The sequence below is a fragment of the Neisseria iguanae genome (assembly GCF_003013245.1).
GTDB lineage: Bacteria > Pseudomonadota > Gammaproteobacteria > Burkholderiales > Neisseriaceae > Neisseria > Neisseria iguanae.
Genome location: NZ_PXYY01000009.1, coordinates 1 through 25,583, shown reverse-complemented (window position 1 = coordinate 25,583; position 25,583 = coordinate 1). Strand labels below are relative to the sequence as shown.

Annotated in this window: 38 protein-coding genes and 1 tRNA gene; 37 read left to right on the top strand and 2 right to left on the bottom strand. The window is 44.8% G+C overall.

From position 1 onward, the window contains the following. Positions 1 to 116 precede the first annotated feature (116 nt). The 30 genes from tuf to rplQ all read left to right on the top strand — a co-directional run bounded on the left by tuf (position 117) and on the right by rplQ (position 15,311). Positions 117 to 1,301: an elongation factor Tu gene (gene tuf, locus C7N83_RS02725; RefSeq protein ID WP_096294484.1), complete on the top strand. Its 1,185-nt coding sequence runs from the start codon at positions 117 to 119 to the stop codon at positions 1,299 to 1,301. Positions 1,302 to 1,317: 16 nt separating this feature from the next. Continuing rightward, positions 1,318 to 1,629 carry a 30S ribosomal protein S10 gene (gene rpsJ, locus C7N83_RS02720; RefSeq protein ID WP_002642322.1) on the top strand — a complete coding sequence of 104 codons (312 nt, stop codon included), beginning with the start codon at positions 1,318 to 1,320 and terminating at the stop codon, positions 1,627 to 1,629. Between the two features lie 250 nt (positions 1,630 to 1,879). Further along, on the top strand, positions 1,880 to 2,524 hold the full coding sequence (gene rplC, locus C7N83_RS02715; RefSeq protein WP_106740461.1) for a 50S ribosomal protein L3: 645 nt from the start codon (positions 1,880 to 1,882) through the stop codon (positions 2,522 to 2,524). Next, positions 2,524 to 3,144: a 50S ribosomal protein L4 gene (gene rplD, locus C7N83_RS02710; RefSeq protein ID WP_106740459.1), complete on the top strand. Its 621-nt coding sequence runs from the start codon at positions 2,524 to 2,526 to the stop codon at positions 3,142 to 3,144. Before rplC ends, rplD begins: the two co-directional genes overlap by 1 nt. Then, positions 3,141 to 3,449: a 50S ribosomal protein L23 gene (rplW, locus tag C7N83_RS02705; protein ID WP_211296560.1), complete on the top strand. Its 309-nt coding sequence runs from the start codon at positions 3,141 to 3,143 to the stop codon at positions 3,447 to 3,449. The genes rplD and rplW overlap by 4 nt, the downstream gene beginning before the upstream one ends. A 12-nt stretch (positions 3,450 to 3,461) precedes the next feature. Next, positions 3,462 to 4,295 carry a 50S ribosomal protein L2 gene (gene rplB / locus C7N83_RS02700; protein ID WP_106740456.1) on the top strand — a complete coding sequence of 278 codons (834 nt, stop codon included), beginning with the start codon at positions 3,462 to 3,464 and terminating at the stop codon, positions 4,293 to 4,295. A gap of 5 nt (positions 4,296 to 4,300) precedes the next feature. Further along, positions 4,301 to 4,579 (top strand): 30S ribosomal protein S19, encoded by a 279-nt coding sequence (gene rpsS, locus C7N83_RS02695; RefSeq protein WP_002215422.1) that lies wholly within the window; start codon positions 4,301 to 4,303, stop codon positions 4,577 to 4,579. Positions 4,580 to 4,587: 8 nt separating this feature from the next. Next, a complete protein-coding gene (rplV, locus tag C7N83_RS02690; RefSeq protein ID WP_003675877.1) occupies positions 4,588 to 4,917 on the top strand; it encodes a 50S ribosomal protein L22 in 330 nt (109 codons plus the stop codon). A 9-nt stretch (positions 4,918 to 4,926) separates the two neighbouring features. Continuing rightward, positions 4,927 to 5,622: a 30S ribosomal protein S3 gene (rpsC, locus tag C7N83_RS02685; protein WP_106740455.1), complete on the top strand. Its 696-nt coding sequence runs from the start codon at positions 4,927 to 4,929 to the stop codon at positions 5,620 to 5,622. Beyond that, positions 5,606 to 6,022, top strand: coding sequence for a 50S ribosomal protein L16 (gene rplP / locus C7N83_RS02680; RefSeq protein ID WP_106740453.1), 417 nt, complete (start codon positions 5,606 to 5,608; stop codon positions 6,020 to 6,022). Before rpsC ends, rplP begins: the two co-directional genes overlap by 17 nt. After that, positions 6,022 to 6,213: a 50S ribosomal protein L29 gene (rpmC, locus tag C7N83_RS02675; RefSeq protein ID WP_106740452.1), complete on the top strand. Its 192-nt coding sequence runs from the start codon at positions 6,022 to 6,024 to the stop codon at positions 6,211 to 6,213. The genes rplP and rpmC overlap by 1 nt, the downstream gene beginning before the upstream one ends. Further along, complete coding sequence (gene rpsQ / locus C7N83_RS02670; protein ID WP_106740450.1) at positions 6,213 to 6,476, top strand: 30S ribosomal protein S17; 264 nt, start codon at positions 6,213 to 6,215, stop codon at positions 6,474 to 6,476. Before rpmC ends, rpsQ begins: the two co-directional genes overlap by 1 nt. A gap of 224 nt (positions 6,477 to 6,700) precedes the next feature. Continuing rightward, a complete protein-coding gene (rplN, locus tag C7N83_RS02665; RefSeq protein WP_002215434.1) occupies positions 6,701 to 7,069 on the top strand; it encodes a 50S ribosomal protein L14 in 369 nt (122 codons plus the stop codon). Positions 7,070 to 7,081: 12 nt separating this feature from the next. Further along, positions 7,082 to 7,405 carry a 50S ribosomal protein L24 gene (gene rplX / locus C7N83_RS02660; RefSeq protein ID WP_106740448.1) on the top strand — a complete coding sequence of 108 codons (324 nt, stop codon included), beginning with the start codon at positions 7,082 to 7,084 and terminating at the stop codon, positions 7,403 to 7,405. A gap of 9 nt (positions 7,406 to 7,414) precedes the next feature. Beyond that, the gene (gene rplE / locus C7N83_RS02655; RefSeq protein WP_106740446.1) at positions 7,415 to 7,954 is read left to right on the top strand and encodes a 50S ribosomal protein L5; all 540 of its coding nucleotides are present in this window, start codon (positions 7,415 to 7,417) and stop codon (positions 7,952 to 7,954) included. Between the two features lie 2 nt (positions 7,955 to 7,956). Next, a complete protein-coding gene (gene rpsN / locus C7N83_RS02650) occupies positions 7,957 to 8,262 on the top strand; it encodes a 30S ribosomal protein S14 (RefSeq protein WP_106740444.1) in 306 nt (101 codons plus the stop codon). A gap of 14 nt (positions 8,263 to 8,276) precedes the next feature. After that, entirely contained in the window at positions 8,277 to 8,669 is a 393-nt protein-coding gene (gene rpsH / locus C7N83_RS02645; RefSeq protein WP_106740443.1) for a 30S ribosomal protein S8, read from the top strand. A gap of 13 nt (positions 8,670 to 8,682) precedes the next feature. Further along, positions 8,683 to 9,216, top strand: a complete 534-nt coding sequence (gene rplF, locus C7N83_RS02640) for a 50S ribosomal protein L6 (RefSeq protein WP_106740441.1) — start codon at positions 8,683 to 8,685, stop codon at positions 9,214 to 9,216. A 15-nt stretch (positions 9,217 to 9,231) separates the two neighbouring features. Then, entirely contained in the window at positions 9,232 to 9,585 is a 354-nt protein-coding gene (gene rplR, locus C7N83_RS02635) for a 50S ribosomal protein L18 (RefSeq protein WP_106740439.1), read from the top strand. A gap of 18 nt (positions 9,586 to 9,603) precedes the next feature. Next, the gene (gene rpsE / locus C7N83_RS02630; protein ID WP_095502538.1) at positions 9,604 to 10,122 is read left to right on the top strand and encodes a 30S ribosomal protein S5; all 519 of its coding nucleotides are present in this window, start codon (positions 9,604 to 9,606) and stop codon (positions 10,120 to 10,122) included. Beyond that, positions 10,115 to 10,300: a 50S ribosomal protein L30 gene (gene rpmD, locus C7N83_RS02625; RefSeq protein ID WP_106740438.1), complete on the top strand. Its 186-nt coding sequence runs from the start codon at positions 10,115 to 10,117 to the stop codon at positions 10,298 to 10,300. The genes rpsE and rpmD overlap by 8 nt, the downstream gene beginning before the upstream one ends. A gap of 1 nt (position 10,301) precedes the next feature. After that, entirely contained in the window at positions 10,302 to 10,736 is a 435-nt protein-coding gene (gene rplO / locus C7N83_RS02620) for a 50S ribosomal protein L15 (RefSeq protein WP_106740436.1), read from the top strand. A gap of 13 nt (positions 10,737 to 10,749) precedes the next feature. Continuing rightward, positions 10,750 to 12,060, top strand: coding sequence for a preprotein translocase subunit SecY (gene secY / locus C7N83_RS02615; RefSeq protein WP_106740434.1), 1,311 nt, complete (start codon positions 10,750 to 10,752; stop codon positions 12,058 to 12,060). Between the two features lie 4 nt (positions 12,061 to 12,064). Further along, positions 12,065 to 12,283, top strand: coding sequence for a translation initiation factor IF-1 (gene infA / locus C7N83_RS02610; protein ID WP_003684714.1), 219 nt, complete (start codon positions 12,065 to 12,067; stop codon positions 12,281 to 12,283). 19 nt (positions 12,284 to 12,302) lie between these two features. Beyond that, positions 12,303 to 12,416 (top strand): 50S ribosomal protein L36, encoded by a 114-nt coding sequence (rpmJ, locus tag C7N83_RS02605; protein WP_003697674.1) that lies wholly within the window; start codon positions 12,303 to 12,305, stop codon positions 12,414 to 12,416. A 66-nt stretch (positions 12,417 to 12,482) separates the two neighbouring features. After that, positions 12,483 to 12,845, top strand: coding sequence for a 30S ribosomal protein S13 (gene rpsM, locus C7N83_RS02600; protein WP_106740432.1), 363 nt, complete (start codon positions 12,483 to 12,485; stop codon positions 12,843 to 12,845). Positions 12,846 to 12,864: 19 nt separating this feature from the next. Continuing rightward, positions 12,865 to 13,260, top strand: coding sequence for a 30S ribosomal protein S11 (gene rpsK, locus C7N83_RS02595; protein WP_002216249.1), 396 nt, complete (start codon positions 12,865 to 12,867; stop codon positions 13,258 to 13,260). A gap of 19 nt (positions 13,261 to 13,279) precedes the next feature. Continuing rightward, positions 13,280 to 13,900 (top strand): 30S ribosomal protein S4, encoded by a 621-nt coding sequence (gene rpsD, locus C7N83_RS02590; RefSeq protein WP_106740431.1) that lies wholly within the window; start codon positions 13,280 to 13,282, stop codon positions 13,898 to 13,900. A gap of 25 nt (positions 13,901 to 13,925) precedes the next feature. After that, positions 13,926 to 14,912, top strand: a complete 987-nt coding sequence (locus C7N83_RS02585) for a DNA-directed RNA polymerase subunit alpha (protein ID WP_106740429.1) — start codon at positions 13,926 to 13,928, stop codon at positions 14,910 to 14,912. A 24-nt stretch (positions 14,913 to 14,936) separates the two neighbouring features. Beyond that, entirely contained in the window at positions 14,937 to 15,311 is a 375-nt protein-coding gene (rplQ, locus tag C7N83_RS02580) for a 50S ribosomal protein L17 (RefSeq protein WP_106740427.1), read from the top strand. Between the two features lie 165 nt (positions 15,312 to 15,476). On the opposite strand, the gene C7N83_RS02575 is transcribed toward rplQ, so the two are convergent. Continuing rightward, positions 15,477 to 16,355, bottom strand: coding sequence for an NUDIX hydrolase (locus C7N83_RS02575; RefSeq protein WP_106740425.1), 879 nt, complete (start codon positions 16,353 to 16,355; stop codon positions 15,477 to 15,479). A gap of 449 nt (positions 16,356 to 16,804) precedes the next feature. Between C7N83_RS02575 and C7N83_RS02565 the strand changes: the two genes are divergently transcribed. The 6 genes from C7N83_RS02565 to C7N83_RS14495 all read left to right on the top strand — a co-directional run bounded on the left by C7N83_RS02565 (position 16,805) and on the right by C7N83_RS14495 (position 20,322). After that, complete coding sequence (locus C7N83_RS02565; protein ID WP_106740422.1) at positions 16,805 to 17,140, top strand: transposase; 336 nt, start codon at positions 16,805 to 16,807, stop codon at positions 17,138 to 17,140. 265 nt (positions 17,141 to 17,405) lie between these two features. After that, the gene (gene nadD, locus C7N83_RS02560; RefSeq protein ID WP_106740420.1) at positions 17,406 to 18,014 is read left to right on the top strand and encodes a nicotinate-nucleotide adenylyltransferase; all 609 of its coding nucleotides are present in this window, start codon (positions 17,406 to 17,408) and stop codon (positions 18,012 to 18,014) included. A 91-nt stretch (positions 18,015 to 18,105) separates the two neighbouring features. Then, complete coding sequence (gene rsfS / locus C7N83_RS02555) at positions 18,106 to 18,492, top strand: ribosome silencing factor (protein ID WP_106740418.1); 387 nt, start codon at positions 18,106 to 18,108, stop codon at positions 18,490 to 18,492. A 286-nt stretch (positions 18,493 to 18,778) separates the two neighbouring features. Then, the gene (gene rlmH, locus C7N83_RS02550; RefSeq protein ID WP_106740417.1) at positions 18,779 to 19,249 is read left to right on the top strand and encodes a 23S rRNA (pseudouridine(1915)-N(3))-methyltransferase RlmH; all 471 of its coding nucleotides are present in this window, start codon (positions 18,779 to 18,781) and stop codon (positions 19,247 to 19,249) included. Between the two features lie 209 nt (positions 19,250 to 19,458). Continuing rightward, on the top strand, positions 19,459 to 19,968 hold the full coding sequence (locus C7N83_RS02545; protein ID WP_106740415.1) for a c-type cytochrome: 510 nt from the start codon (positions 19,459 to 19,461) through the stop codon (positions 19,966 to 19,968). A 177-nt stretch (positions 19,969 to 20,145) separates the two neighbouring features. Continuing rightward, positions 20,146 to 20,322 (top strand): hypothetical protein, encoded by a 177-nt coding sequence (locus tag C7N83_RS14495; protein WP_170064775.1) that lies wholly within the window; start codon positions 20,146 to 20,148, stop codon positions 20,320 to 20,322. 444 nt (positions 20,323 to 20,766) lie between these two features. Here the strand turns inward: C7N83_RS14495 and C7N83_RS02540 are convergent. Then, a tRNA-Met gene (locus C7N83_RS02540) sits at positions 20,767 to 20,843 on the bottom strand. Between the two features lie 312 nt (positions 20,844 to 21,155). Here C7N83_RS02540 and hrpA point away from each other — a divergent pair. Continuing rightward, a complete protein-coding gene (gene hrpA, locus C7N83_RS02535) occupies positions 21,156 to 25,334 on the top strand; it encodes an ATP-dependent RNA helicase HrpA (RefSeq protein WP_106740413.1) in 4,179 nt (1,392 codons plus the stop codon). Positions 25,335 to 25,583: the final 249 nt, after the last annotated feature.

Below are 25,583 nucleotides of genomic sequence, written 5' to 3'. Positions count from 1 at the left end.
ACATCTATAATCACAAATTCTGCATTTTAAGGGTGGTGCATAACGCGCTGCCCGATTTTGTGTCGGAATATCCGACTTTGTTCTTTAATCGATCTTTATTGAAAAGGAATTAGCTTATGGCTAAGGAAAAATTCGAACGTAGCAAACCGCACGTAAACGTTGGCACCATCGGTCACGTTGACCATGGTAAAACCACGCTGACTGCTGCGTTGACTACTATTTTGGCTAAAAAATTCGGTGGTGCTGCGAAAGCTTACGACCAAATCGACAACGCACCGGAAGAAAAAGCCCGCGGTATTACCATTAACACTTCTCACGTAGAATACGAAACCGAAACCCGTCACTACGCTCACGTAGACTGTCCGGGTCACGCTGACTATGTGAAAAACATGATTACCGGCGCCGCACAAATGGACGGCGCGATTTTGGTGGTATCTGCTGCCGACGGTCCTATGCCGCAAACCCGTGAGCATATCTTGTTGGGCCGCCAAGTAGGCGTACCATATATCTTGGTGTTCATGAACAAATGCGATATGGTTGACGATGAAGAGTTGTTGGAATTGGTTGAAATGGAAATCCGTGACTTGTTGTCAAGCTATGACTTCCCGGGTGACGACTGTCCGATCATCCAAGGTTCTGCATTGAAAGCTTTGGAAGGCGATGCTGCTTACGAAGCGAAAATCTTTGAATTGGCTGACGCATTGGACAGCTACATTCCAACTCCGGAACGCGCCGTTGACAAACCATTCTTGTTGCCAATCGAAGACGTATTCTCGATCTCCGGTCGTGGTACGGTAGTAACCGGTCGCGTAGAGCGCGGTATCATCCACGTAGGTGATGAAATCGAAATTGTTGGTTTGAAAGACACTGCGAAAACTACTTGTACCGGTGTGGAAATGTTCCGTAAATTGCTGGATGAAGGTCAAGCAGGTGACAACGTAGGCGTATTGCTGCGTGGTACCAAACGTGAAGAAGTTGAGCGCGGTCAAGTATTGGCCAAACCAGGCTCAATCACTCCGCATACCAAATTCAAAGCAGAAGTATACGTATTGAGCAAAGAAGAAGGTGGTCGTCATACGCCATTCTTCGCTAACTACCGCCCACAATTCTACTTCCGTACAACTGACGTTACCGGTGCGGTAACTTTGGAAGAAGGCGTAGAAATGGTAATGCCTGGTGAAAACGTAGCCATCACTGTAGAACTGATTGCCCCAATCGCGATGGAAGAAGGCTTGCGTTTTGCGATCCGTGAAGGTGGCCGTACCGTAGGTGCCGGTGTTGTATCTTCTATTATTGCTTAATAAAGGACATCGATAAATGGCAAACCAAAAAATCCGTATCCGTTTGAAAGCTTATGATTACAGCTTGATTGACCGTTCTGCTCAAGAAATCGTTGAAACTGCTAAACGCACTGGTGCTGTGGTAAAAGGTCCGATTCCTTTGCCAACTAAAATTGAACGTTTCAATATCTTGCGTTCTCCACACGTGAACAAAACCTCGCGTGAACAATTGGAAATCCGCACCCACTTGCGTCTGATGGACATCGTGGATTGGACTGACAAAACCACTGACGCACTGATGAAGTTGGATTTGCCGGCCGGTGTTGATGTAGAAATCAAAGTTCAATAATTGTTACTTTGAAAACCGAACAGGCAAAACCGTTCGGTTTTATTTTTATACCCATTTGTAGAGTAAGGCCGTCTGAAAAGGAATTGTCGTAATTTTCAGACGGCCTTTTTGATGAAAACGTTAAGTTTTTATTGGATATTTTTTGAAAATAGATTTATAATAATGGACTTGGTAGATCTATGCCAAGTTTTTATCTTTGTCCGAAGACAAGCCAATCGTAGCTTGTCCCTTTGCTAAAAGGAAAATAATCATGACTTTAGGTCTGGTTGGACGCAAAGTTGGTATGACCCGCGTGTTTAACGAACAGGGTGTTTCTGTTCCGGTAACCGTTTTGGATATGTCTGCTAACCGCGTTACACAAGTAAAATCCAAAGATGCTGACGGCTACACTGCCGTACAAGTTACCTTTGGTCAGAAAAAAGCGAATCGTATCAACAAAACTGAAGCCGGTCATTTTGCTAAAGCAGGTGTTGAAGCTGGTCGCGGTTTGATTGAGTTTGCTTTGACTGAAGAAAAACTGGTTGAATTGAAAGTCGGTGACGAAATCACAGTTTCAATGTTTGAAGTAGGTCAATTGGTTGATATAACCGGTACCTCTAAAGGTAAAGGTTTCTCCGGTACCATCAAGCGTCATAACTTTGATTCTCAACGTACCTCTCACGGTAACTCTCGTTCTCACCGTGTCCCTGGTTCTATCGGTATGGCTCAAGATCCTGGTCGCGTATTCAAAGGTAAGCGCATGGCAGGTCAATACGGCAATGTCAAATCAACTGTTCAAAAATTGGAAGTTGTGCGTGTAGACGCTGAACGCCAATTGCTGTTGGTTAAGGGTGCGGTTCCTGGTTCGGTTAACAGTGATGTCGTGGTACGTCCAAGCGTGAAAGTAGGTGCGTAATGGAATTAAAAGTTATTGACACCAAAGGACGGGTTTCAGGTAGCTTAACCGTTTCTGATGCTTTGTTCGCTCGCGAATACAATGAAGCATTGGTACATCAGCTTGTAAATGCGTTTTTGGCAAATGCCCGCTCAGGCAACCGTGCACAAAAAACTCGTGCTGAAGTAAAGCATTCAACTAAAAAACCATGGCGCCAAAAAGGTACCGGTCGTGCCCGTTCAGGCATGACTTCATCTCCGTTATGGCGCAAAGGTGGTCGTGCATTCCCTAACAAACCTGACGAAAACTTCACTCAAAAAGTGAACCGTAAAATGTACCGTGCCGGTATGGCAACTATTTTGTCTCAATTGGCCCGTGACGAACGTCTGTTTGCTATTGATGCATTGAATGCAAATACACCTAAAACCAAAGAATTCGCTGAACAAGTGAAAAGCTTGGGTTTGGAGCAAGTGCTGTTTGTGACCAAACAGTTGGATGAGAACATTTATTTGGCTTCACGCAACTTACCGAATGTACTGGTTCTAGAGGCTCAGCAAGTTGATCCTTACAGCTTGTTGCGTTATAAAAAAGTAATCATGACTAAAGATGCGGTTGCACAATTAGAGGAGCAATGGGTATGAATCAACAACGTTTGACTCAAGTGATTTTGGCACCTATCGTTTCTGAAAAAAGCAACGTATTGGCTGAAAAACGTAATCAAATGACGTTTAAAGTATTGGCAAATGCAACTAAACTTGAAATCAAAGCAGCTGTTGAATTGCTGTTTGGTGTCGAAGTTGCTTCTGTGACTACTGTTACCATTAAAGGTAAAACTAAACGTTTTGGTCGTACTTTGGGCCGTCGCAGCGATGTTAAAAAAGCTTATGTGAGCTTGGCTGCTGGCCAAGAGTTAAATTTGGAAGCCGCTGCTGCAGCTGCAGAATAAGGAATATAGAAAATGGCAATCGTTAAAATGAAGCCAACTTCTGCAGGTCGTCGCGGCATGGTTCGCGTAGTTGCAGAAGGCTTGCACAAAGGTGCACCTTATGCGCCTTTGCTAGAAAAGAAACATTCTACTGCCGGTCGTAACCACAATGGTTATATCACCACCCGCCATAAAGGTGGCGGCCATAAACAACACTACCGCGTAGTCGACTTTAAACGTAATAAAGATGGTATCCCTGCAAAAGTAGAGCGTATCGAGTACGATCCTAACCGTACTGCTTTCATCGCTTTGTTGTGTTATGCAGATGGTGAGCGTCGTTACATCATTGCGCCACGTAGTATTCAAGCCGGTGCTGTACTGGTTTCAGGTGCTGAAGCCGCGATTAAAGTTGGTAATACTTTGCCAATTCGTAACATTCCTGTTGGTACAACCATTCATTGCATCGAAATGAAACCTGGCAAAGGTGCTCAAATTGCACGTTCTGCCGGTGCTTCTGCTGTCTTGTTGGCAAAAGAAGGTGTATACGCTCAAGTACGTTTGCGCTCAGGAGAAGTACGTAAAATCCATGTTGATTGCCGAGCTACTATCGGTGAAGTGGGTAACGAAGAACAAAGCCTGAAAAAAATCGGTAAAGCCGGTGCCAATCGTTGGCGCGGTATCCGTCCTACTGTCCGGGGTGTTGTGATGAACCCTGTCGATCACCCTCATGGTGGTGGTGAAGGCCGTACTGGTGAAGCTCGCGAACCAGTTAGCCCATGGGGTACTCCTGCTAAGGGTTACCGTACTCGTAATAACAAACGCACGGATAATATGATTATTCGTCGTCGTTACTCAAATAAAGGTTAATTAATATGGCTCGTTCATTGAAAAAAGGCCCATATGTAGACCTGCATTTGCTGAAAAAAGTAGATGCTGCTCGTGCAAGCAACGACAAACGCCCAATTAAAACTTGGTCGCGTCGTTCTACCATTTTGCCTGATTTTATCGGTTTGACTATTGCTGTACATAACGGCCGCACCCATGTTCCGGTATTTATCAGCGATAACATGGTCGGCCACAAATTAGGTGAATTCTCATTGACCCGTACCTTTAAAGGCCATTTGGCTGATAAAAAGGCTAAAAAGAAATAAGGTGAATCATGAGAGTGAATGCACAACATAAAAATGCCCGTATTTCAGCTCAAAAAGCTCGCTTGGTAGCTGATTTAATCCGTGGTAAAGACGTTGCCCAGGCTTTGAATATCTTGACATTCAGCCCAAAAAAAGGTGCTGAATTGATTAAGAAAGTTTTGGAATCAGCGATTGCGAATGCCGAGCACAATAATGGTGCGGACATTGATGAGTTGAAAGTGGTAACTATCTTCGTTGACAAAGGTCCTAGCTTGAAACGTTTCCAAGCGCGTGCAAAAGGCCGCGGTAACCGCATTGAAAAACAAACTTGTCATATTAATGTGACAGTGGGCAACTAAGGAAAAGCTATGGGACAAAAGATTAACCCTACAGGCTTTCGCCTGGCGGTAACTAAAGACTGGTCTTCAAAATGGTTCGCTAAGAGCAACGAATTTGCGACCGTACTGAAACAAGATATTGATGTTCGTAATTATCTGCGGACTCGTTTGGCAAATGCCTCTGTTGGTCGTGTAATGATTGAGCGCCCTGCTAAATCTGCACGTATTACCATTCATTCCGCTCGTCCTGGTGTGGTTATTGGTAAGAAAGGTGAGGATATCGAAATTTTGAAACGCGATCTGCAAGCCTTAATGGGTGTCCCGGTTCACGTAAATATTGAAGAAATCCGTAAGCCTGAATTGGATGCTCAAATTATTGCAGACAGTATTGCTCAGCAATTGGAGAAACGTGTCCAATTCCGTCGTGCAATGAAGAGGTCTATGCAAAATGCAATGCGTGCTGGTGCAAAAGGCATTAAGATTATGACTTCTGGCCGTCTGAATGGTGCAGATATCGCACGTAGTGAATGGTATCGTGAAGGCCGTGTGCCTTTGCATACTTTGCGTGCTAATGTTGATTATGCGACTAGTGAAGCCAACACTACTTATGGTGTATTAGGCTTGAAAGTTTGGGTTTACACGGAGGGTAATGATAAAGCTGCTGATAAACCTGAGCAAAACAAGAAACAAAGAAAGGCAGGTGGTCGTCATGCTGCAGCCAACTAGACTAAAATACCGTAAGCAGCACAAAGGCCGTAACACCGGTATCGCTACTCGTGGTAACAAAGTAAGTTTCGGCGAATTTGGTTTGAAAGCAGTAGGTCGTGGCCGGTTGACTGCTCGTCAAATTGAAGCTGCACGTCGTACGATGACTCGCCACATCAAGCGTGGTGGTCGTATTTGGATTCGTGTATTTCCTGACAAACCGATTACTGAAAAACCTATTCAAGTTCGTATGGGTGGCGGTAAAGGTAATGTTGAATATTACGTTGCTGAAATCAAACCAGGCAAAGTATTGTATGAAATGGATGGCGTACCAGAAGCACTAGCTCGTGAAGCTTTTGAGTTAGCTGCGGCAAAATTGCCTATTCCTACAAGCTTTGTAGTAAGACAGGTAGGTCAATAATGAAAGCAAATGAATTGAAAGGCAAATCTATTGAGCAGTTGAATGCTGATTTGCTTGACTTGTTTAAAGCGCAATTCGGTTTGCGTATGCAAAATGCCACTGGTCAATTGGGTAAACCAAGTGAATTAAAACGTGTGCGTCGCAATATTGCCCGTATTAAAACCATTTTAACTGAAAAAGGTGCTAAGTAATGAGCGTAGAAAAAAATGTTCGTACTTTGCAAGGCAAAGTGGTAAGCAACAAAATGGATAAAACTGTAACCGTGTTGGTTGAGCGTAAAGTAAAACATCCTTTATACGGTAAAATTATTCGTTTGTCTTCCAAAGTTCATGCGCATGATGAAAACAATGAGTATGGCGTTGGTGACATCGTGGTAATTGCGGAGTCTCGCCCATTGTCAAAAACCAAATCTTGGATTGTTAAAGAGCTGGCTGAGAAGGCGCGTACTGTTTAGTTTTTGATACAGTAATGCACTTAGTAAGAAACGAAGTATTGCAGCAAATCTAATTTGCGTGTAGACTTCGTTTTTTATCTTTTAGTATTCTTCTGAAAGTTTCTTCCCGTCGGGGTCCAAGACTGGTTTACTAGAACCTAACAGGTTTCATTTGATAGAAGCTTGGCTTAGTTATAAATCAAATGAAAAAGGTAAATTAAGTTGGTTAATTTAAAGGTAATAACATGATTCAAATGCAGACCATCTTAGATGTGGCTGATAACTCTGGTGCGCGTCGCGTTATGTGTATCAAGGTATTGGGCGGATCTAAGCGTCGCTATGCTTCGGTTGGCGATATTATTAAAGTTGCAGTTAAAGATGCTGCGCCTCGTGGCCGTGTTAAAAAAGGTGATGTATACAATGCAGTAGTTGTTCGCACTGCTAAAGGTGTTCGTCGCCCGGATGGTGCATTGATTAAATTTGATAACAATGCAGCTGTATTATTAAATAATAAGCTTGAGCCTCTAGGTACCCGTATTTTTGGTCCAGTTACTCGTGAATTACGTACTGAACGTTTCATGAAAATTGTTTCATTGGCACCTGAAGTTTTATAAGGAAAAGAAGCGATGAACAAAATTATTAAAGGCGATAAAGTAATCGTTATAGCTGGTAAAGATAAAGGCAAACAAGGTCAAGTAGTTCGTGTTGTAGGTGATAAAATCGTTGTTGAAGGTGTAAATTTAGTAAAACGCCATCAAAAACCAAACCTTATACGTGGTGTTGAAGGTGGTGTTATTACTAAAGAAATGCCCTTGGCAATTTCTAATGTTGCGATTTTAAATCCTGAAACCAATAAAGCTGATCGTGTTGGTATTAAATTGATTGAGGGCGAAGGTAAAGTGAAGCGCGTTCGTTTCTTTAAGTCTAATGGTTCTATCATCGGAGCATAAGGAGATATCATGGCTCGCTTGAGAGAGTATTATAAAGATACGGTAATTCCTGAATTGGTAAAACAGTTCGGTTACAAATCCATTATGGAAGTTCCTCGTATTGAGAAAATTACCTTGAATATGGGTGTTGGTGAAGCTGTTGCCGATAAAAAAGTAATGGAACACGCTGTATCAGATTTGGAAAAAATTGCTGGTCAAAAACCAGTGGTAACTATTGCTCGTAAGTCTATTGCAGGCTTTAAAATTCGTGATAACTATCCTGTGGGCTGTAAAGTTACATTGCGCCGTAATCAAATGTTTGAATTTTTAGATCGTTTAGTTACTATCGCATTGCCTCGTGTACGAGACTTCCGCGGTGTGAATGGTAAGTCTTTTGACGGTCGTGGTAATTACAATATGGGTGTGCGCGAGCAAATCATTTTTCCGGAAATTGAATACGATAAAATTGATGCTCTGCGTGGTTTGAATATCACCATTACTACTACTGCCAAAACTGATGAAGAAGCGAGGGCTTTGTTGTCTTTATTTAAATTTCCGTTCAAAGGTTAACCATGGCTAAGAAAGCACTTATTAATCGTGAGCTGAAACGTCAAGCTTTAGCGAAAAAATATGCAGTTAAACGCAAAGAGATTTTTGCTGTTATTAATGATTCAAATGCTTCTGATGAAGATCGTTTCGAGGCTCGTTTGAAATTTCAAGCGATTCCGCGTAATGCAGCGCCTGTGCGCCAACGTCGCCGTTGTGCTTTGACAGGTCGCCCTCGTGGCACTTTCCGTAAATTCGGTTTGGGTCGTATTAAAATCCGTGAAATCGCTATGCGTGGCGAAATTCCGGGTGTTGTAAAAGCTAGCTGGTAATAGGAGTATTAATAATGAGTATGCATGATCCTATTTCCGATATGTTGACTCGTATCCGCAATGCGCAACGTGCTAATAAAGTTGCAGTTGCCATGCCTTCTTCAAAACTGAAATGTGCAATCGCAAAAGTTTTGAAAGAAGAAGGGTATATCGAGAACTTTGCAGTTTCTGCTGATGCAAAACCAGTATTGGAAATTCAACTGAAATATTATGCAGGTCGCCCTGTTATTGAGCAAATTAAACGTGTCTCACGTCCTGGTTTGCGTATTTATAAAGCTTCTAGCGACATTCCAAGTGTAAAGAATGGTCTAGGTGTTGCTATTATAAGTACCTCTAAAGGTGTAATGACTGATCGTAAAGCACGCTCTGAAGGGGTGGGTGGTGAGTTGTTGTGTATCGTTGCCTAGTGGAGAAATATAAATGTCACGCGTAGCTAAAAATCCAGTGACTGTTCCTGCTGGTGTGGAAGTGAATTTTGGAACAGACGAATTGGTAGTTAAAGGTAAAAATGGCGAGTTGTCGTTTCCTTTTAGCTCTAATGTTGTTATCAAATTAGATGATGATAAATTAACTTTTTCTGCGGCAAATGATACTAAACAAGCAAATGCTATGTCCGGCACTGCCCGCGCTTTAGTTAATAATATGGTCAAAGGTGTTTCTGAAGGTTTTGAGAAAAAACTTCAATTAATTGGTGTAGGTTATCGCGCACAAGCGCAAGGTAAAACTTTGAATTTATCTTTGGGTTTTTCTCATCCAATCATCTATGAAATGCCTGAAGGTGTTTCTGTGCAAACTCCTAGTCAAACTGAAATCGTGTTGACTGGTGCGGATAAACAGATCGTTGGTCAAGTTGCTGCTGAAATTCGCGCATTCCGTTCTCCTGAGCCTTATAAAGGTAAAGGTGTACGCTATGTGGGCGAAGTAGTAGTGATGAAAGAAGCCAAGAAAAAATAATTGAGGTTCACTAAAATGAATAAACATGCAACCCGACTCCGTCGCGCACGCAAAACCCGTGCTCGTATTGCGGACTTGAAAATGGTAAGATTATGCGTATTCCGCACTAATAATCATATTTATGCTCAAGTAATTAATGCTGAAGGTGATCAAGTATTGGCTCAAGCCTCTACCTTAGAATCTGAAGTACGCAGTAGCTTAAAATCAGGCAGTAATGTTGAAGCAGCTGCATTGATTGGCAAACGTATTGCAGAAAAAGCAAAAGCAGCAGGTGTAGAGAAAGTTGCTTTTGACCGTTCTGGTTTCCAATATCACGGCCGTGTGAAAGCATTAGCTGAAGCTGCACGTGAAAATGGTTTAAGCTTCTAATTATTTGGAGACTTTCAGATGGCAAAACATGAAATTGAAGAACGCGGCGACGGCTTAATTGAAAAAATGGTTGCTGTAAACCGTGTAACAAAAGTTGTTAAAGGTGGCCGTATTATGGCTTTCTCTGCGCTGACTGTAGTTGGTGATGGCGATGGTCGCATTGGTATGGGTAAAGGCAAATCTAAAGAGGTGCCTGTGGCTGTTCAAAAAGCAATGGATCAAGCTCGTCGCTCTATGATTAAAGTACCTTTGAAGAACGGTACTATTCATCATGAAGTAATTGGTCGTCATGGTGCTACCCGTGTATTTATGCAGCCTGCAAAAGAAGGTAGTGGTGTTAAGGCTGGTGGTCCAATGCGTTTAGTATTTGATGCAATGGGTATTCATAACATTTCAGCTAAAGTACATGGTTCTACCAATCCTTACAACATTGTGCGTGCTACATTAGACGGCTTATCAAAATTATATACCCCTGCTGATATTGCTGCTAAGCGCGGTTTGACAGTAGAAGATATTTTAGGAGCTGGTCATGACTGAGCAGAAGAAAATCAAAGTTACTTTGGTTAAAAGTTTAATTGGTACTATTGAATCTCACCGTGCTTGTGCGCACGGTTTGGGCCTTCGTCGCCGTGAGCATACTGTTGAGATTTTGGATACCCCTGAAAACCGTGGTATGATTAATAAAATCAGCTATTTGTTGAAAGTGGAGTCTTAATATGTTTTTGAATACTATCCGGCCAGCTGAAGGTTCAACCTATTCGGCTCGCCGAGTTGGTCGCGGTATTGGTAGTGGCTTAGGGAAAACCGGTGGTCGTGGCCATAAAGGTCAAAAAAGCCGTTCTGGTGGCTTTCATAAAGTAGGTTTTGAAGGTGGTCAAATGCCTTTACAACGCCGCTTGCCAAAACGTGGTTTCAAGTCTTTTACTGCTTCTGCAAATGCAGAAGTTCGTTTGAGTGAATTGGCTTTAGTTGCAGTATCAGAGATTGACTTGTTGGTATTGAAACAAACAGGTCTGGTTCCTGCTAATGCAACTAATGTTAAAGTAATTGTTTCTGGTGAAATTTCTAAAGCAGTTACTTTGAAAGGCATTAAAGTAACTAAAGGCTCACGAGCAGCAATTGAAGCTGCTGGTGGTAAAGTTGAAGAATAAGGCTTAAATTACAGTGGCTAGTCAACAATCTTCCTCAGGTTTATCTAAATTCAGAGACTTGAAAAAACGTCTATTGTTCTTAATTGGAGCATTGGTCGTTTTCCGTATTGGTGCTCATATTCCAGTGCCGGGTGTAGATGCTGTTGCATTAGCTAAGTTATATGAAAGCGCTGGAAACGGTATTTTGGGAATGTTAAATATGTTCTCAGGGGGGTCGTTAGAGCGCTTTAGTATATTTGCAATCGGTATTATGCCATACATTTCGGCTTCGATTATTGTACAGCTTGCTTCTGAAATTCTACCTTCTTTAAAGACATTGAAAAAAGAAGGTGAGGTTGGCCGTAAGATTATTACGAAATATACACGTTATGGTACTGTATTGCTGGCTATCCTGCAAAGCTTTGGTGTGGCAACTTTTGTTTTTCAACAAGGTATTGTGGTCGCGAATCAGTTGGAATTCTATATCTCGACAGTAATGTGTTTGGTCACTGGTACCATGTTTTTAATGTGGTTAGGCGAGCAAATAACAGAAAGAGGTATTGGTAACGGCATTTCATTGATTATTACAGCAGGCATTGCTGCCGGTATTCCGTCAGGTATTCTTCAGTTATGGACTTTAACCAGCCAAGGCGCTATGAGTATGCTGATGGCTGTTTCTATTGTAATCGGTGCATTATTATTGATTTATATTGTTGTTTATTTTGAGAGTGCTCAGCGTAAGATCCCTGTTCATTATGCCAAACGTCAATTTGGTCACGTTACACAAGTCCAAAATACGCACATGCCTTTCAAATTAAATATGGCTGGGGTGATTCCTCCAATTTTTGCTTCCAGTATCATTTTGTTCCCTTCTACTTTGTTAAGCTGGTTTGGTTCGAATAATACTAACAGTATGTTGCACAAAATTGCCTCCATGCTTCAACGTGGCCAGTCGCTTTATATTCTGATATTTGCAGCAACGATTATTTTTTTCTGTTATTTTTATACGGCATTGGTATTCAGTCCGAAAGAAATGGCAGAAAATTTGAAAAAGAGTGGGGCTTTTGTGCCAGGTATTCGTCCTGGTGGTCAAACCTCTAGATACTTAGAGAAGATAGTATTGCATTTGACCCTGTTTGGTGCTTTATACATTACCATCATTTGTTTGATTCCGGAGTTTTTAACGACGGCATTAAATGTTCCTTTCTATTTGGGTGGCACTTCGCTATTAATTTTGGTTGTGGTTACAATGGATTTTAGTACTCAAATTAATTCATATCGAATGACCCAGCAATATGAAAGGTTAATGAATCGTCCCGATCTGAAATCATTATCACGTAAGTAAGACTATGGCTAAAGAAGATACCATACAAATGCAAGGCGAAATTCTTGAAACTTTGCCGAATGCAACATTCAAAGTTAAACTCGAGAACGACCATGTGGTTTTAGGTCATATTTCTGGAAAAATGCGGATGCATTACATCCGAATTTCTCCAGGAGATAAAGTAACCGTTGAGTTGACGCCTTATGATTTAACCCGTGCTCGTATTGTATTCAGAGCAAGATAGACTGTATAAAGGAAAAAAAATGCGTGTACAACCTTCTGTAAAGAAAATTTGCCGTAACTGCAAAATTATTCGTCGTAATCGTGTAGTTCGTGTGATTTGTACTGATCCACGTCACAAACAACGTCAAGGTTAAGAGAGGTTATTTCTCCTAATTTGATTTTGTGGTATAGTGACACACTTTGCCCAAAAAGGAAAAAATATGGCTCGTATTGCAGGGGTAAATATCCCTAATAATGCCCATATCGTTATTGGCTTGCAAGCTATTTACGGTATTGGTGCGACTCGTGCTAAATCGATTTGTGAGGCTGCAAATATTGCACCTACTGTAAAAGCGAAAGATTTGGACGAGGCTCAATTGGACGCTTTGCGTGAGCAAGTCGCTAAATATCAAGTTGAAGGTGATTTGCGCCGTGAAGTAACGATGAGTATCAAACGATTGATGGATATGGGTTGTTATCGTGGCTTCCGTCATCGTCGCGGCTTACCTTGTCGCGGTCAACGCACTCGCACAAATGCACGCACCCGTAAAGGTCCGCGCAAAGCGATTGCCGGCAAGAAATAATTTTTAAGGAAATTGATTAATGGCTAAAGCAAACACAGCTTCGCGTGTACGTAAAAAAGTACGTAAAACCGTAAGCGAAGGTATTGTGCATGTTCATGCATCTTTTAACAATACCATCATTACAATCACTGACCGTCAAGGCAATGCATTGTCTTGGGCTACCTCTGGCGGCGCTGGTTTTAAAGGCTCACGTAAAAGTACACCGTTTGCAGCTCAAGTGGCTGCAGAAGCGGCTGGTAAAGTTGCCCAAGAGTATGGCGTTAAAAATTTAGAAGTTCGTATTAAAGGCCCGGGTCCAGGCCGTGAATCTTCTGTACGTGCGCTCAACGCTCTTGGTTTCAAGATTACCAGCATTACTGACGTTACCCCGTTGCCTCATAACGGTTGCCGTCCACCTAAAAAACGTCGTATTTAATATTGGAGTGATTTGAAACATGGCACGTTATATTGGCCCTAAATGTAAATTAGCACGCCGTGAAGGTACGGATCTGTTTCTAAAGAGTGCCCGTCGCTCTTTGGAATCAAAATGCAAAATAGATTCTGCACCTGGTCAGCACGGTGCTAAAAAACCACGTTTGTCAGACTACGGTTTGCAATTACGTGAAAAACAAAAAATCCGTCGTATCTACGGCGTATTGGAACGTCAATTCCGTCGTTATTTTGCAGAAGCTTCACGCCGCAAAGGTTCTACAGGCGAATTGTTGCTACAATTGTTGGAATCTCGTTTGGACAATGTCGTATATCGCATGGGCTTCGGCTCAACCCGTGCAGAAGCCCGCCAATTGGTTTCCCACAAAGCGATTACCGTTAACGGACAAGTTGTGAATATTCCTTCTTTTCAAGTTAAAGCCGGTGATATTGTGGCTGTTCGCGAGAAAGCTAAAAAACAAGTGCGTATCCGAGAAGCTCTGAGTTTGGCGACTCAAATTGGTTTGCCTGGCTGGGTTTTAGTTGATGCAGATAAATTGGAAGGTGTATTCAAAAATATGCCTGATCGCTCAGAATTGACTGGCGATATTAATGAACAGCTGGTGGTAGAGTTCTACTCTAAATAATGCTAGCGCAGTGAGGGACAGTTAAATGCAAAATAGCACAACCGAATTTTTAAAACCTCGTCAAATTGATGTAGATATTTTGTCTACTACACGCGCAAAAGTTTCAATGCAGCCGTTTGAACGTGGTTTTGGTCACACTTTAGGTAATGCTTTGCGTCGTATCTTACTGTCATCCATGAATGGTTTTGCGCCAACTGAAGTGGCTATTACCGGCGTATTGCATGAATATTCTACCGTTGACGGTGTTCAAGAAGATGTCGTAGACATTTTATTGAATATTAAAGGGATCGTATTTAAGCTGTATGGTCGTAGCCAAGTTCAGTTAACTTTGAAAAAGTCAGGTGCTGGTGCAGTTGTTGCCGGTGACATCGAATTGCCGCATGATGTGGAAATTTTGAACCCTGAACATGTCATTTGCCACTTGGCCAATAACGGCCAAGTTGAAATGGAAGTCAAGGTTGAGCAAGGCCGTGGTTATCAATCAGTTTCAGGCCGTCGTGTTGTTCGTGATGAACATAAACAGATTGGTGCAATTCAGTTGGATGCGAGTTTTTCGCCCATCAGCCGTGTTAGCTTTGAAGTTGAACCTGCACGCGTAGAGCAACGTACCGATTTGGATAAATTGGTTTTAGATATTGAAACCGATGGTTCTATTGATCCGGAAGAAGCCGTACGCAGTGCCGCACGTATTTTAATTGACCAAATGTCTATCTTTGCTGATTTGCAAGGTACGCCGGTTGAGGAGGTTGAAGAAAAAGCTCCTCCAATTGATCCTATTTTGTTGCGCCCAGTAGATGATTTGGAATTAACTGTACGTTCAGCTAATTGTCTGAAAGCTGAAGATATTTATTATATTGGCGATTTGATTCAACGCACTGAAACCGAGCTTCTCAAAACTCCGAATTTGGGTCGTAAATCTCTGAATGAAATCAAAGAAGTTTTGGCCTCTAAAGGTCTGACATTAGGTTCAAAATTAGAAGTTTGGCCGCCTGTAGGCTTAGAAAAGCCGTAAGTTTGAAGATTAAAGGATAATGACATGCGTCATCGTAATGGTAACCGCAAATTAAACCGTACCAGCAGCCACCGCGCTGCGATGCTGCGCAATATGGCAAATTCTTTGTTGACTCACGAAACTATCGTGACCACTTTGCCTAAAGCAAAAGAATTGCGCCGCGTGGTAGAACCCTTGATTACTTTGGGTAAAAAACCTTCTTTGGCAAACCGTCGTTTGGCATTTGACCGTACTCGCGATCGCGATGTAGTGGTTAAATTGTTTGACGAATTCGGCCCGCGTTTTGCTGCTCGTAACGGCGGCTATGTTCGTGTACTGAAATACGGTTTCCGTAAAGGTGACAATGCGCCTTTGGCATTGGTAGAGTTTGTTGATAAAGCGGCTGAAGCAGCTGAATAATCGACAAAAGTTAAAAACACCATTTGTTGATTAACAGATGGTGTTTTTCTTTTTGAGTATACTGACACTCTACCTTTAGCTTAATTTCTCCCGCGAATCAGCAGTAAATTATCGGTTAAAAACATTTTCAGACAGACTTACTTTTGTTTTAAACAACTGGATATTCTATCCCTTTGTTTTTATTGATTTAAGCCATTTTGATAAAGCATGCTGTGAATTAATCAATCCATAACGGTCAAAGACATCTAAAATTACCAATTGCGCATCGCTCATCATGATATCACTCAACATGGCTTCCACTACTTGGACAACGGTCAGTAATTCAAAGTCGGCGACTTCACCATCTTGATTTTTAGGTATGATGTCCGCAGGTAATACGGTGTCAAAAATATAGAGAACTTCATTGTGAAGGCCGCGAGAGACCGGACGCAGGCTATGCAGCTGATTGCATAAAGTCAGGTCTTGCATATGGTGAGCCGATAATCCCGCTTCTTCTTCACTTTCACGCAACATGGTTGCGGTAATGTCTTCGCCGCAGGATACGCCTCCGCTGACCAAGTTATCCAGTTTATTCGGATCAACCGCTTTGTGTTTGCTTCTTCGGCCAATCCACAGCTGCCATTCTCCGTTTTTAAACGTGAAACCATTTAAATGGACTGCTTTGCTCAGTAAGCCTAACGGGCGGAATGCGGCGCGTTCGAGCGGAAATAGTATTTTATTTTCATGACAAACATCGAAACGTTCATCGCGCCAGCCGTGCAATGTGCCCAGTTGCTTCCAGTTGTATGCCATGTGTTGAAGGGCATCGCCGAGGCTCAACCAGTTATCTGCACGTAAATGTAGGCCGCCTCGCAATTCCGATTCGCCTTGCCAATCTTTTTGAATTTGTGCTTGCCATTGTGCATTCAGACGGCCTAAGGGTAAATCATTCAGCCATAAAGTCTGCCATGAGCCGTGCAAGCCATAATTGGCTTGCACCCATTGCCATAGTTTGTCTTGGATTTTATTGTTTAGGGCACGAGAAAATTGAGGAACTGCAGACATATTGTTTCACCTTATTATCATTTGTGTTTCGGATTGTAACGGGTTTATTTCGATTTGTAACTGCTATGTTACCAGTCTCCCCATTTTGATACGCGGCATATGATTGGGCAAGCCGTGCTAAGGCTTCCTGACAATGACTTGTCATCTAAACAGAGACGGCAAGAGAAAAGCAGATAATGCTGCCAAACAAAGAATTACTTATCTGCTATGCCTCGGACAGGAATACCGGTCAAAGCGGTTGCCTATTTTGCTGGATTCAGGTGTCGTCTGTAACAAGAAAAATCTGCATTTGACGGCAGGGGGTATGCGCTATCGGATGAGGGCAGGCATGACTTGGGAAGATGTTTTCTCTTCCTTTAGCCAGCCTGACTCCTTACTCCGCACTTATTACAGATGGGCGGAAAAGGTGTTTTTATCACTAATCCGATACCTTATCAAAATGTTCTGATATAGAATGGCCGTTTATCGATGGCAGCCATATTAAAGTCCATCAGTATGCAAGGGCTGGGGTTGGAAAGGAAGCTGCGGTCGGTCACAGCCGTGGCAGTAACACCGCCAAGATTCATTTGGCTGTTGCCGGTAGTAATCCTGTTGCTTTTAAGATAACACGGGAAACAGTAAACGATATTACGGCGGCACCGGAATTATTGGATGATGAGCTTGATTTGTCATCAACCGGAATGCTGGGTGCAGATAAAGGCGGTGATTCGGATGCATTCAGACAGTTGATTGTCGATAAGGGTGTCAGGCAGAAGATTCCTTACAAAAAGATAGGGGATGTTTGAATGTGTCAATGGGCCGGTACATTTATAAAATCAGGCACTTGGTTTCAAATACCTTTGAAAAATTAAAACACTATCGTGGTATTGTGGCCCGATATGACGGTTTGAAAAACACCATGAAAGCGCCGTTACCTCAATATGTCTCATACTGCGGCTGCCTTTATGACGAATAATTTTCAGGAAGCCTTAATATTGCCTTTATAAAATTTTCAGACGGCCTTTGAATTATTGGCCGCATGTGTTTAACTTAATTTCATTTTGATACAATATGGAAAACATTGGACTTTTCGGCGGTACTTTTGATCCTATTCATAATGGCCACTTGCACATCGCACAAGCATTCGCCGATGAAACCGGCTTGGATACGGTGGTTTTTTTACCCGCCGGCGACCCTTATCATAAACCCCAACGCACACAAACGCCGGCTAAACACCGTTTCATCATGACAGAATTGGCCATTGCCGATGATCCGCGTTTTGCACTCAGCGATTGCGACATGGTCAGAGAAGGCGCAACTTATACCTTCGACACTGTGCAGATTTTCCGGCAGCAGTTCCCAACGGCCAAGATATGGTGGCTTTTGGGCAGCGACAGCCTGATGAAGCTGCACACATGGAAAAAATGGCAAACACTGGTGCGGCAGGTCAATATCGCCGTTGCCATGCGTAAAGACGGCAACTTGAACCAAACGCCGCGCGAATTACATGCTTGGCTGGGAGCGGCTTTACAAAACGGCAGCGTACGCATATTGCAGGCACCGTTATACAATATTAGTTCCACCCAAATCCGTGCCACATTAGAAAATCAAACACTTTCAGACGGCCTGATTCCGCAGGCAGTGGCACGTTATATCCGGCAGCACGGTTTATACCGTTAAACAGAATGCGCTCAACCATTGCAGGCCGTCTGAACAAAAATTCAGCCAGATAAGCTATAATGCCGTCTGAAAAACGCAACTTAGGAATGAAATGAACGAACAAGAATTACTCGATTTGCAAAAAATGGTCGAAATTGCAGTCAACGCGCTGGAAGATGTGAAAGCCAAAGATATTTCCGTGTTGGAAACCCAAGAAAAAACCGCGCTGTTTGCCCGCATGATTGTGGCCACTGGCGACAGCACCCGCCAAGTCAAAGCCTTGGCCAACAACGTGGCTGTTGATTTAAAAGAAGCCGGCTTCGAAATCTTGAGCCAAGAAGGCGATACCGGAGAATGGACCTTGGTCGATGCCGGCGATTTGGTGGTACACGTCATGTTGCCTGCCGTGCGCGATTATTATGATATCGATACCTTGTGGGGTGGTGAAAAACCCGTTTTTGAAGCCGGCATGCAAAAACCCTGGCATGCGGCCGACTAACCCCTAAATCTGACGTGTATCATTGGTTAGGTGTTGGATGGGTTGTTTACGATTTTTATGTAAAGTAGTTTTTGTTTTTGTCGAAACGATTGTTTAGGATTTCTGAGTATCATTAGGAACTGTCCGGTGTTGCCGTACCTTTCAGTATTCCGGCAACATGCAACAATCCCAAAACAGATCTTCAGGTAAAAAACAAAAAATGTAAACAACACCGGAATTTTCTACAGATTAAGCCGTCTGAAACCGTTCAGACGGCCTGTGTTTTCCGATTTTCAGATCATTGAAGATGAACATTACTGTTTTAGCTGTCGGCACCAAAATGCCCAAATGGGTCAATGAAGCCGTTAATGAATACGCCAAACGCTTCGGACGCGAAGTGAACTATACCCTGAAAGAAATCAAGCCCGAAAAGCGCGGGGCGGGCGTGAATGCCGTGCAAGGCATGGTGGCGGAAGAGAAGCGCATACTCGAGGCTATTCCACAAGGTGCGTTTTTGGTGGTCTTGGATGAGCGCGGTAAAGCACCGACTTCAGTCGAGTTGGCCGAACACTTCAAAACATGGGAGCAAAACGGCGAACATGTGTGTTTTGTGATTGGCGGAGCCGACGGCATGACCGACTGTCTCAAGCAGCAAGCCCGCTTGATGATGCGTCTGTCCAGCCTGACCATGCCCCACGGTATGGTGCGCGTGCTGCTGACTGAGCAGCTTTATCGCGCCGTTTCTATTCTGAATCACCATCCATATCACCGCGAATAGCCTTGATATTTGATGCAATATATTTAAGGCCGTCCGAATATGCAAACGGTCTTTTTGATTGGAAAATTATGTTAAAAAATATAAATTTATATCAATTGCTTGATTTTGAGAAAATTTCTGATACATTTTAATGACAAAACAAATAAACAAAACAAATAAACAAAACACATAAACAAAACACATAAACAAAACACATAAGGAATACAACCATGAATAAAACCTTGTTGACAATGGGTACGCTGGCGGCATTACTGTTGAGTGCGTGCGGCGGTCAAAACGAAACCAAACCTGCTGAATCAGCACCTGTTCCTGCGGCGACTTCGGAAGCCCCTGTGGGCAGCGCCAAAGCAGCAGTGGAAGAGCGCGAACGTTTGATGGACATCTTTAAAGACGCTGCCAGCATCATGGGTAAAATGATTAAGGGCGAAACCCCGTTTGACGCAGCAGCATTCCAAGCGGCAGCCGACAGCATGGCAGAAAATGCCGACAAACCTTGGGAGCATTACACTGAAGAGAGCGCAAAAGAAGAATCTGATGCCAAACCTGAAGTGTGGAGCAAGCCTGAAGAATTCAAACAAGCTGCTGAAAAATTCGTGGCGGCTACTGTTGCGTTGAAAACAGCGGCTGCCGAAGGCAATTTGGAGGCAGTGAAAAAACCGTTTGGTGATGTGGGTCAAAGCTGTAAAGCCTGTCACGATTCTTTCCGTGTGAAAAACTAATCATTTAAAAGCTACGCAAACAGGCCGTCTGAAACAAAATTTAATCTGTTTCAGACGGCCTGTTTGCGTAGTTGCCCAGTAATCAGGTATTGAGTAATACGCACGGCGCGACAATAAAAATCCGGGTGGCTGCTACACCTGCCAAGATCTGGCAAAAGACGAACTAATACCCGGCTTATGCTAGAAGCCTTTGCCAAGGTTTCTGACAGCCAACTGTGTGCCGACAACGGTAAGTTGGAAGACGGTTACATTGCCCGCCTCGGCGGCCGCCCGTCTTGTAGTAATGTTAAAATCAGTGCCGGCGTGCAGTATACCAAAGGCAGCGAAACTGGCAATCAATATCCAGCTTATTGACCGGTAACAAAAAACATTCGACAGACAAGGCTTAGTTTGCCGGCAAAACCAAAGCCGTGAAAGTAACCGATGCTACCATCGTCTTAATCTGCCGAACGGCCAACAGGCGACTATAATGGGTTTGCGCATACAGCTGGGCGGCAAAAGAGGTCAACAGTAAAGATATTTTGGTGGATAAATATGGCCAAATCTTAATTAGCGGTGATTATTGCATGAGTAAACGCACGGTTATCTGGTGACGGGGGACAAATGCAACGCTCCCTGGTAAAATCGGATACAGTAATGTGTAAATCATGGCGCACCATAAGTTCTGATTCTAAAGGCCGTCTGAAAATATAAAGGGTTTTCGGACGGCCTTGTGCCGGTGTGAAAAGAATGTTGCTACATTATGTGTGTGGTGGAAATAAAAACTCCCTTAGGTCAAACTAAGGGAGTTTTTAAATTTGGTTGCGGGAGCAGGATTCGAACCTACGACCTTCGGGTTATGAGCCCGACGAGCTACCATGCTGCTCCATCCCGCGTCAGAAGTTGTAACTATAAAGGGAAAGGTCGGGTGTGTCAAGCATTTGGGGTAAAAATATTCCAATCTGTGTTTGTGCGGCATAATTTAGAGCAATCAGGCCGTCTGTAAACTAAAAACTAAGTAGAATTGCGGGCAGGCAGGGTGGCTTCTTTCTGCTTTTCTGCCTTTTTCAGACGGCCTTATATATGGTGCCCCATGAAGGGGTATTTTTAACCAACGTAAAGTCTCTTTAACAAAAGGGGCTTTAATCATGTGTATCGTCTTTTGCTATAATGATCCCTTATTTTGCTATAATTAAGCCGAACGATTCATGCCTCAAGCCACGTTTCAACCTGATTTGTCCCAAACCCTTTCCAAAGACCGCCATTTTCTGCGCCAAGCGGTGAAAAATCCCAAGCGGTTTGGCGGTAAAGAAGCGGTGCGGCAAAAATACCAACAATCGCACCAACGGTACCTCAGCCGTCAAGCCGGACTGCCTAAGCCGGAATATGCGGGTAATCTGCCGGTACATGAGCGTTTGGAGGACATCAAAACCGCTATTCAAAGCCATCAGGTGACGATTATCTGCGGTGAGACCGGTTCAGGCAAAACCACGCAGCTGCCGAAAATCTGCTTGGAACTCGGTCGTGGCACGGCAGGTTTAATCGGTCACACCCAGCCGCGCCGCTTGGCTGCGCGTTCGGTGGCGGAACGTATTGCCGAAGAATTGGGCAGCCCGCTTGGCGAAACTGTCGGCTACAAAGTACGTTTCAACGACAACACCTCGCGCAATGCCTATGTAAAGCTGATGACCGACGGTATTTTGCTGGCCGAAACGCAAACTGACCGTTTTCTCACCGCTTACGACACCATCATCATCGACGAAGCGCACGAGCGCAGTCTGAATATTGATTTTTTGCTCGGCTACCTCAAGCAGCTGTTGCCGCGCCGCGCTGATTTGAAAGTCATCATCACCTCGGCCACGATTGATGCCGAGCGTTTTTCCAAGCATTTTGACGGCACCCCGGTATTGGAGGTGAGTGGCCGCACCTTTCCTGTGGAAATCCTTTACCGCCCGTTGAACGAAGCCGATGAAGCTGAAATCGAGTTGGCCGATGCCATTGTCGATGCCGCCGATGAATTGGCGCACTATGGCGCAGGCGATATTTTGGTGTTTTTACCAGGAGAACGCGAAATCCGCGAAGCTGCAGAAGCCTTACGTCAATCACCATTGCGCCGCAATGACGAAATCCTGCAGCTGTTTGCACGTTTGTCTAACGCTGAGCAACACAAAATTTTTCATCCTTCCGGCAGCAAACGCCGCATTGTGCTGGCGACCAACGTAGCCGAAACCTCGCTCACCGTGCCGGGCATTAAATATGTCATCGATACCGGCTTGGCGCGAGTGAAACGCTATTCCGCACGCGCCAAAGTCGAGCAGCTTCATGTGGAAAAAGTCTCGCAAGCGGCAGCGAGCCAGCGTTCCGGCCGATGCGGCCGTGTGTCGGCCGGTGTCGCTGTGCGCCTGTATTCGGAAGAAGATTTCAACCAACGCCCTGAGTTTACCGACCCCGAAATCATCCGCAGCAATCTGGCGGCGGTGATTTTGCGCATGGCTGCGTTGAAGCTGGGTGATGTGGCCGCGTTTCCGTTTCTCGAAGCGCCGGATCGGCGTTATATCAACGACGGTTTCCAAGTGTTGCTGGAACTCGGTGCGGTCAATGAAAACAACGAATTGAGCAAACTCGGCGAACAAATGGCACGTTTGCCCGTCGACCCTAAAATCGGCCGCATGTTGCTGGCCGCGAAAAAACACGATTGCGTGCAGGAAATGCTGGTCATCGTGTCGGCCTTATCGATTCAAGACCCGCGCGAACGCCCTTTAGAAGCGCGTGAGGCGGCTGCCAAAGCGCACGAACGCTTTACCGACAAGCAATCTGATTTTCTCGTCTATCTCAACATTTGGGACAGCTTCCAGCGCGAGCGTGATAAAGGTTTGCCCAATAAACAGCTGGTGCAATGGTGCCGCCAATATTTTCTGTCACACCTGCGTATGCGCGAGTGGCGCGAGCTGCACAAACAGCTGGCCGAAATCGCCATCGAAATGGGTTTGACCGACAAACAACGCGCATTCAGACGGCCTCCTGCGCAAATGCATTTAAGGCCGTCTGAAAACAAAGCCGACCAAGATTTATCGGCACAATTCAAACAAAAACAACTGGATAAAAAATATCACCACGCCAAAATCCGTGCTCAAAAAGAAGCAGGATACGAACAAATCCACCGCGCCCTGCTTACCGGCCTGATTGCCAACGTCGGCATGAAATCGCCTGACGGACACGACTATACCGGCGCACGCGGCAGCCGTTTCCATCTGTTTCCCGCATCAGCCTTGTTTAAAAGCAGGCCGAAATGGGTGATGGCTGCCGAACTCACCGAAACCATGCGCCTGTATGCGCGTGATGTGGCGGAAATCAAGCCTGAATGGATTGAGCAGGAAGCGCCGCATTTGGTGCGCTACCATTATTTTGAGCCGCATTGGGAGCAAAAGCGCGGCGAAGTCGTTGCCGGCGAACGCGTCACCCTTTACGGCCTGACTGTGCTGCCGCGCCGCCCGACTGCCTACGGCAAAGTCGCCCCTGAAGAAGCGCGCGAAATCTTTATCCGCGGTGCACTGGTGGCGCAGGAAACTGATTTGAAAGCGGATTTCTTCATCCATAATAAAAAATTGATTCGCGAAGTGGCCGAGTTGGAACACAAAGCGCGCAAGCAGGATGTGTTGGTGGATGATGAAGTATTGTTTGAGTTTTACAATCAAAGGCTGCCGCAGTTGGTAGAAACCGGCAAGCCGTCTGAAAAAACGGATTCAAAAAAACAAGCGGGTAGCGTGGATGCCCGCCCGCCATTACAAAGCCGGCTTGAAACAAGCCAAACGGCACATGCGGGAAATATTTCAGAGGAAGACCTACAGCAAAATAGCTGCCTGAAAATGCGGCACCAAGCAAGTGGCAACGCCGTGAAAACATTGCCCCTTGCCGATATCCGCACCTTCCAAACATGGCTCAAAGCTGCCGAAGAAGCCGAGCCTAAGCTGCTTTATCTCAGTCGCGACGACCTGATGCAACACGCCGCCGCACACATTACCGAAGAGCAGTTTCCCAAATTCTGGAAAACCGGCGACGGCAAATTCAAACTCACTTACCGCTTCGAGCCGAATCACCCGCTTGACGGCGTGACCATGACCATGCCGCTGACTGTGCTCAATCGCCTGAACGCCGCCGAACTTGAATGGCTGGTGCCGGGCATGTTGCGCGAGAAATTGCAGCTGCTAGTCAAAGCCTTGCCGAAACAAATCCGCCGCGTGTGCGTGCCCATACCTGAATTTGTGACCCAGTTTTTAGAAAGCGAACCGAATCGCCGCGAGCCGATTATTCCGCAGCTTGCCCACTTTATTGCCAAAACCGCCGGTGATATGCGGATTCTGGAGCAAATCAACCTTGACGAATGGGCGTTGTACGTACTGCCGGATTTCAACTATTTCAACCTGCGCGTGGTCGATGACGGCGGCCAAGAATTGGCCAGTGGGCGCAAATTGCACGAATTGCAACAGCAACTCGGCCAAGCAGCGGCGGTGACATTCCGCGACAACACCCAAGAATTCGAGCGCGACGATGTGAAAACGTGGAACATCGGCAAGCTGCCCGAATCCATCAAATTTGCACACGGCAAGCAGCAGCTCACCGGCTATCCCGGTTTGCAAAAAGAGAAAAACGGCAACATCGCCCTGCGCCTGTTTGATACTGCCGAAGCAGCCGGGCAAGCCCACCGTCAAGGCGTGATTGAATTGATGAAACTGCAGTTAAAAGAACATGTTAAAGACCTTAACAAAGGCTTGCCGGGCTTCACCCGGGCCGCCATGTTGCTGCGCCACATCAACGCCGATGTTTTGCGCGAAGACCTCACCCAAGCCGTGTGCAACCGCGCCTTTATAGGTGATGACGAATTGCCGCGCGATGAAAAAGCGTTTAAAGAACAAATCAAACGCGCCCGCAGCCGCCTGCCTGCCGTGAAAGAAGCCGTCAGCCGCTATCTGCAGGAGGTGGCCTCAGCTTATGCCGAGCTCAACGGCAAACTCGGCAAACACCCATTGAGCCGCCTGCTGCGCGAACGCACCAATGCCTTACTGGCTGACGGCTTCTCCAGCCAAACCCCGTGGCAACAATGGCCGCGCCTGCCCATTTATCTCAAAGCCATGACCCTGCGCATAGACAAATATGGCAGCAACCCTGCCCGCGACCAGGCACGCGAAGCCGAAATTCAGCAATTGGAACAAATGTGGCAGGCCAAAGTCGATACCCTGGCCAAACAAGGCCTGCCCGTGCCGTCTGAAATTGCCGCATTTAAATGGATGATGGAAGAATTGCGCGTATCTTTGTTTGCGCAGGAATTGAAAACGCCATACCCCGTTTCCGTGAAACGGCTGTTGAAAGAATCGGCGTCATGGGCTTAAACCGAAACAGGATTCAAGCTGCTCCGATGATGGGGAGTATTTTTTCAGGGTACGCAACACAATTCCAAAGGCTGTCTGAAACTTTTCAGACAGCCTGAAACCTTCGCAAAACCCCTAAAACTCCTCTAAATCCACCTAAAAAGAATTTAGCGGAATTTTCCATGGGCAGCTTCTTCCACCAACAAGTCCAAATCATGACGGCAAGCACACCGGCAGATTTCCTTTTATCAAACTCAAGCAAGTGCTTGA

Bases quoted from the DNA above. Each gene is read 5' to 3' on its own strand.
- rplE (WP_106740446.1), top strand. From the start codon at position 7,415: ATGGCTCGCTTGAGAGAGTATTATAAAGATACGGTAATTCCTGAATTG.
- hrpA (WP_106740413.1), top strand. From the start codon at position 21,156: ATGCCTCAAGCCACGTTTCAACCTGATTTGTCCCAAACCCTTTCCAAA.
- rplP (WP_106740453.1), top strand. From the start codon at position 5,606: ATGCTGCAGCCAACTAGACTAAAATACCGTAAGCAGCACAAAGGCCGT.
- rsfS (WP_106740418.1), top strand. From the start codon at position 18,106: ATGAACGAACAAGAATTACTCGATTTGCAAAAAATGGTCGAAATTGCA.
- rplF (WP_106740441.1), top strand. From the start codon at position 8,683: ATGTCACGCGTAGCTAAAAATCCAGTGACTGTTCCTGCTGGTGTGGAA.
- rplR (WP_106740439.1), top strand. From the start codon at position 9,232: ATGAATAAACATGCAACCCGACTCCGTCGCGCACGCAAAACCCGTGCT.
- C7N83_RS02575 (WP_106740425.1), bottom strand. From the start codon at position 16,355: ATGTCTGCAGTTCCTCAATTTTCTCGTGCCCTAAACAATAAAATCCAA.
- rpsC (WP_106740455.1), top strand. From the start codon at position 4,927: ATGGGACAAAAGATTAACCCTACAGGCTTTCGCCTGGCGGTAACTAAA.
- rpsS (WP_002215422.1), top strand. From the start codon at position 4,301: ATGGCTCGTTCATTGAAAAAAGGCCCATATGTAGACCTGCATTTGCTG.
- rpmJ (WP_003697674.1), top strand. From the start codon at position 12,303: ATGCGTGTACAACCTTCTGTAAAGAAAATTTGCCGTAACTGCAAAATT.
- rpmC (WP_106740452.1), top strand. From the start codon at position 6,022: ATGAAAGCAAATGAATTGAAAGGCAAATCTATTGAGCAGTTGAATGCT.
- C7N83_RS02585 (WP_106740429.1), top strand. From the start codon at position 13,926: ATGCAAAATAGCACAACCGAATTTTTAAAACCTCGTCAAATTGATGTA.
- rpsH (WP_106740443.1), top strand. From the start codon at position 8,277: ATGAGTATGCATGATCCTATTTCCGATATGTTGACTCGTATCCGCAAT.
- rpsM (WP_106740432.1), top strand. From the start codon at position 12,483: ATGGCTCGTATTGCAGGGGTAAATATCCCTAATAATGCCCATATCGTT.
- rpsN (WP_106740444.1), top strand. From the start codon at position 7,957: ATGGCTAAGAAAGCACTTATTAATCGTGAGCTGAAACGTCAAGCTTTA.
- rplD (WP_106740459.1), top strand. From the start codon at position 2,524: ATGGAATTAAAAGTTATTGACACCAAAGGACGGGTTTCAGGTAGCTTA.
- rlmH (WP_106740417.1), top strand. From the start codon at position 18,779: ATGAACATTACTGTTTTAGCTGTCGGCACCAAAATGCCCAAATGGGTC.
- rpsD (WP_106740431.1), top strand. From the start codon at position 13,280: ATGGCACGTTATATTGGCCCTAAATGTAAATTAGCACGCCGTGAAGGT.
- rpsQ (WP_106740450.1), top strand. From the start codon at position 6,213: ATGAGCGTAGAAAAAAATGTTCGTACTTTGCAAGGCAAAGTGGTAAGC.
- rpsJ (WP_002642322.1), top strand. From the start codon at position 1,318: ATGGCAAACCAAAAAATCCGTATCCGTTTGAAAGCTTATGATTACAGC.
- rplV (WP_003675877.1), top strand. From the start codon at position 4,588: ATGAGAGTGAATGCACAACATAAAAATGCCCGTATTTCAGCTCAAAAA.
- rplC (WP_106740461.1), top strand. From the start codon at position 1,880: ATGACTTTAGGTCTGGTTGGACGCAAAGTTGGTATGACCCGCGTGTTT.
- rpsK (WP_002216249.1), top strand. From the start codon at position 12,865: ATGGCTAAAGCAAACACAGCTTCGCGTGTACGTAAAAAAGTACGTAAA.
- rpmD (WP_106740438.1), top strand. From the start codon at position 10,115: ATGACTGAGCAGAAGAAAATCAAAGTTACTTTGGTTAAAAGTTTAATT.
- rplW (WP_211296560.1), top strand. From the start codon at position 3,141: ATGAATCAACAACGTTTGACTCAAGTGATTTTGGCACCTATCGTTTCT.
- tuf (WP_096294484.1), top strand. From the start codon at position 117: ATGGCTAAGGAAAAATTCGAACGTAGCAAACCGCACGTAAACGTTGGC.
- rplX (WP_106740448.1), top strand. From the start codon at position 7,082: ATGAACAAAATTATTAAAGGCGATAAAGTAATCGTTATAGCTGGTAAA.
- nadD (WP_106740420.1), top strand. From the start codon at position 17,406: ATGGAAAACATTGGACTTTTCGGCGGTACTTTTGATCCTATTCATAAT.
- rplN (WP_002215434.1), top strand. From the start codon at position 6,701: ATGATTCAAATGCAGACCATCTTAGATGTGGCTGATAACTCTGGTGCG.
- rplO (WP_106740436.1), top strand. From the start codon at position 10,302: ATGTTTTTGAATACTATCCGGCCAGCTGAAGGTTCAACCTATTCGGCT.
- infA (WP_003684714.1), top strand. From the start codon at position 12,065: ATGGCTAAAGAAGATACCATACAAATGCAAGGCGAAATTCTTGAAACT.
- rplQ (WP_106740427.1), top strand. From the start codon at position 14,937: ATGCGTCATCGTAATGGTAACCGCAAATTAAACCGTACCAGCAGCCAC.
- rplB (WP_106740456.1), top strand. From the start codon at position 3,462: ATGGCAATCGTTAAAATGAAGCCAACTTCTGCAGGTCGTCGCGGCATG.
- C7N83_RS02545 (WP_106740415.1), top strand. From the start codon at position 19,459: ATGAATAAAACCTTGTTGACAATGGGTACGCTGGCGGCATTACTGTTG.
- rpsE (WP_095502538.1), top strand. From the start codon at position 9,604: ATGGCAAAACATGAAATTGAAGAACGCGGCGACGGCTTAATTGAAAAA.
- C7N83_RS14495 (WP_170064775.1), top strand. From the start codon at position 20,146: ATGCTAGAAGCCTTTGCCAAGGTTTCTGACAGCCAACTGTGTGCCGAC.